This window comes from Mesorhizobium sp. M7A.F.Ca.US.014.04.1.1 (assembly GCF_003998745.1).
GTDB classification, from domain to species: Bacteria; Pseudomonadota; Alphaproteobacteria; order Rhizobiales; family Rhizobiaceae; genus Mesorhizobium; species Mesorhizobium ciceri.
In genome coordinates this window covers 1-3912 of record NZ_RZRW01000525.1, presented here as the reverse complement: position 1 = coordinate 3912, position 3912 = coordinate 1, and the positions used below count along the sequence as shown (strand labels likewise).

Sequence of the window (3912 nt, the reverse complement as noted above, 5' to 3'; positions counted from 1 at the left end):
TCCCTGTTCCTCGTGCTCCTGTTCGGCGCCATGGCGGCGTTCGCGCTGTCGGAATACCGCTTCCGCGGCAACTCGCTGATGGGCCTCTATCTGGCGCTCGGCATCATGATCCCGATCCGGCTGGGCACCGTCGCCATCCTGCAATTGATGGTGGCGAGCGGGCTGGTCAACACGCTGACGGCGCTGATCCTGGTCTACACCGCGCAAGGCCTGCCGCTTGCCGTGTTCATCCTGTCGGAGTTCATGAAGCAGGTGTCCGACGATCTGAAGAATGCCGGCCGCATCGACGGCCTGTCGGAATACACCATCTTCTTCCGCCTGGTGCTGCCGCTGGTCAGGCCCTCGATGGCAACCGTCGCCGTCTTCACCATGATCCCGATCTGGAATGACCTGTGGTTCCCGCTGATCCTGGCGCCGTCGGAAGAAACCAAGACGGTGACGCTCGGCGCGCAGCTCTTCCTCGGCCAGTTCGTCACCAACTGGAACGCTATCCTGGCGGCGCTGTCGCTGGCGATCATGCCGGTGCTGATCCTCTACGTCATCTTCTCGCGGCAGTTGATCCGCGGCATTACTTCCGGAGCGGTGAAGTGAGCGGCGGGGAAGAAGCTATCGTACAGGCCCTCGTCGAGACAGCGAGCCACTATGGATTCCGGGGCGTTCGCGCCAAAAATTTCTACCGAGAGTGGCCGGAGACGATCTGTGTGCTGAACCTTCAGAAGTCTTCCTGGGGTCCGCAATTCTATATCAACGCTGCTGTCTGGTTTGCACGGCTTGGGCCGGAGCGCCGGCCGAAGGAATACAATTGTCACATTCGTTGGCGCGTCAATTCCCAGATGGAAGACGAGCAGTCGAAAGCGTTCGAGCAGGCGCTCAACCTTGAGCATCCCTTGCCTGATGATCAGAGGCTTTCACTGATCAAGGACGGAGTTGATGCCTATGGCTTTCGACTTTTGTCCCGGTGTGACAGCGAAGAAGCAGCCCTGCGGGTCGCAGATGAATGTGAGCCACAGGTGATGGTGGCTCTCGCAGCCCGCAGTCAAGAAAAGGCGAATTGAAATGGCCCAACCCCTGCGTGTCGTCGTCGCCGGCCTCGGCAATATGGGCCGCAGCCATGCGCTGGCCTACCATACCAATCCAGGTTTCCAGATCGCGGCGCTGATCAATCGCTCCGACGTGCCGCTGCCGGACGGGCTGTCGGGTTACGGCATCAGGCGCTCCTTCGACGAGGCATTGCGTGACGAAAAGCCCGATGTCGCCTGCATCGCCACCTATTCCGACAGCCATGCCGACTATGCGGTGAAGGCGTTCGAGGCCGGTTGCCACGTCTTCGTCGAAAAGCCGCTGGCAACGACGGTGGCCGATGCCAGGCGCGTCGTCGCGGCGGCCAAGGCCAACGGCAGGAAGCTGGTGATCGGCTACATCCTGCGCCATCACCCGTCCTGGATCAGGCTCATCGCCGAAGCGCGCAAGCTCGGCGGCCCCTACGTCTTCCGCATGAACCTCAACCAGCAATCCTCGGGCCATACCTGGGAGACGCACAAGCAGTTGATGCAGACGACCTCGCCGATCGTCGATTGCGGCGTGCACTATCTCGACGTCATGCTGCAGATCACCGATGCGAAGCCCGTGGAAGTGCGCGGCATGGGCGTGCGGCTGACCGACGAGGTCGCGCCCTCGATGTACAATTACGGCCACTTGCAGGTGCTGTTCGATGACGGTTCGGTCGGCTGGTATGAGGCCGGCTGGGGGCCGATGATTTCGGAAACCGCCTTCTTCGTGAAGGACGTCATCTCGCCCAATGGCTGCGTGTCGATCGTCATGAAGGAAGGTGTGAAGTCCGATGACATCGACACCCACACCAAGACCTCGACCATCCGCCTGCACAATGCGGCGACCGGCGCGGACGGCAAGTTCGCCAAGCCAGACGAGATGTTGTCGATGGAGGGCGAACCCGGCCATCAGGACCTCTGCGACCTCGAACAGGCCTTCGTGCTGAAGGCAATCCGCGAGGATCTCGATCTCACCAAACATATGGACGACGCGGTCAAATCGCTCGCCGTCTGCCTTGCCGCCGACGAGAGCGTGCGCAGTGGCGCCGCCGTCAAACTCTAGAACAGGGACGAAGCCGTGGGCTCGCTGAACATCGAGAACGTGAAGAAGGCCTTTGGGCCGGTCGAGGTGCTGAAGGGCATCAACCTCGAAGTGAACGACGGCGAGTTCGTCGTTTTCGTCGGGCCGTCCGGCTGCGGCAAGTCGACCCTGCTCAGGGTCATCGCCGGACTGGAGGATTCGACCTCGGGCCGCGTCGTCATCGATGGCGCGGACGTTTCGGCCACGCCGCCGGCCAAGCGCGGCATCGCCATGGTGTTCCAGACCTATGCGCTCTATCCGCATCTGACGGTGAAGAACAATATGGGCCTCGGCCTCAAGCAGGCCGGCACGCCGACCCCGGAGATCGAGCGCCGCATCGGCATCGCCTCGTCGATGCTGTCGCTGGAGCCCTATCTCGAAAGGCGGCCGGCCGAACTCTCCGGCGGCCAGCGTCAGCGCGTCGCCATCGGCCGCGCCGTGGTGCGCGAGCCGAAGCTGTTTCTGTTCGACGAGCCGCTGTCGAACCTCGATGCCGCGCTGCGTGTCAACACGCGGCTCGAGATCGCGCAATTGCACCGCCGGCTGAAGGCGACGATGATCTACGTCACCCACGACCAGGTCGAGGCGATGACCCTGGCCGACAAGATCGTGGTGCTCAACGCAGGGAAAATCGAGCAGATCGGTGGCCCGATGGAGCTCTACAATTCGCCGGCAAATGAGTTCGTCGCCGGCTTCATCGGCTCACCGAAGATGAATTTCGTCGACGGCGCCCGTCTCGGCGAAACCGCCAGGACCATCGGCGTGCGGCCGGAACATCTGACCGTCGATCCGAAATCCGGCTCCTGGAAGGGAACGGTGGTGCACGCCGAGCATCTCGGCGCCGACACCAACCTCTATCTCGACTGCGAGAAGGCCGGGCTGATCACCGTGCGGATTTTTGGTGTTTACGATGCCGAGCCGGGTGCCACGCTGTATGCGACGCCGGATCCGGCGAAGACGTATCGGTTTGGTGCGGATGGGAAGGTGCTGAAGTAGATACGCCGGCGCAGCCCCCTCACCCAGCCTCCGCTTCGCTCGGCTGACCTCTCCCCGAGGGGAGAGGAGATTGTCAGCGCCGACGCCAGTCTCTTCTCCCCAGCGGGGAGAAGGTGGCCGCGAAGCGGCCGGATGAGGGGGCAGCGCCGACCCCGAAATGTACTGCCTAAACGTCCGCCTTGAACGTCTGCTTCTGCTGCCCCAGGCCTTCAATGCCCAGTTCAACCACATCGCCGGCCTTCAAGAACACCGGCGGCTTCATGCCCAGCCCGACGCCGGGCGGCGTGCCGGTGGAGATGATGTCGCCGGGGTGCAGCTACATGATCTGGCTGAGATAGGAAACCAGATACTTGTCGCCATAGACCATGGTCTTGGTCGAGCCGTTCTGCATCGTCTTGCCGTTGACGGTCAGCCACATTTTGAGGTTCTGCGGGTCGGCCACTTCGTCTTTGGTCACCAGCCATGGGCCGGTCGGGCCGAAGGTGTCGCAGCTCTTGCCCTTGGTCCACTGGCCCTGGCGCTCGGCCTGGAAGGCGCGTTCGGAGACGTCGTGGGCAACGCTATAGCCGGCAACATAGTCGAGCGCATCGGCCTCGCTGACATATTTGGCGGTTTTGCCGATGACCACGGCCAGCTCGACTTCCCAGTCGGTCTTCTCCGAGCCGCGGGGGATCAGCACGTCGTCATCCGGCCCGACAATGGCCGAGCTTGCCTTCATGAAGATGATCGGCTCCGGCGGCACGGTGGCGCCGGAGCCGATCATCTGCATGAAGGCAAGCTCGGCCC

Annotated in this window: 4 protein-coding genes and 1 pseudogene; 4 read left to right on the top strand and 1 reads right to left on the bottom strand. The window is 62.7% G+C overall.

Going from position 1 to position 3912, the window contains the following annotated elements:
- From EOA22_RS26645 to EOA22_RS26630, 4 genes are all read left to right on the top strand, one after another.
- The coding region (locus EOA22_RS26645; RefSeq protein ID WP_164755840.1) for a carbohydrate ABC transporter permease at positions 1-591 on the top strand (591 nt) is incomplete at its 5' end.
- Entirely contained in the window at positions 588-1055 is a 468-nt protein-coding gene (locus tag EOA22_RS26640) for a DUF4304 domain-containing protein (protein ID WP_013528571.1), read from the top strand. The genes EOA22_RS26645 and EOA22_RS26640, both read left to right, overlap by 4 nt.
- A gap of 1 nt (position 1056) precedes the next feature.
- Complete coding sequence (locus EOA22_RS26635) at positions 1057-2112, top strand: Gfo/Idh/MocA family oxidoreductase (RefSeq protein WP_024502144.1); 1056 nt, start codon at positions 1057-1059, stop codon at positions 2110-2112.
- A gap of 15 nt (positions 2113-2127) precedes the next feature.
- Positions 2128-3126, top strand: coding sequence for an ABC transporter ATP-binding protein (locus EOA22_RS26630; protein ID WP_024502143.1), 999 nt, complete (start codon positions 2128-2130; stop codon positions 3124-3126).
- Positions 3127-3292: 166 nt separating this feature from the next.
- Here EOA22_RS26630 and EOA22_RS26625 read toward each other — a convergent pair.
- Positions 3293-3912, bottom strand: a pseudogene (locus tag EOA22_RS26625) (fumarylacetoacetate hydrolase family protein); the annotation flags it as partial.

What these genes read in the sequence shown, in the direction of transcription:
- EOA22_RS26635 (WP_024502144.1), top strand. Translation starts at nt 1,057, where the DNA reads ATGGCCCAACCCCTGCGTGTCGTCGTCGCCGGCCTCGGCAATATGGGC.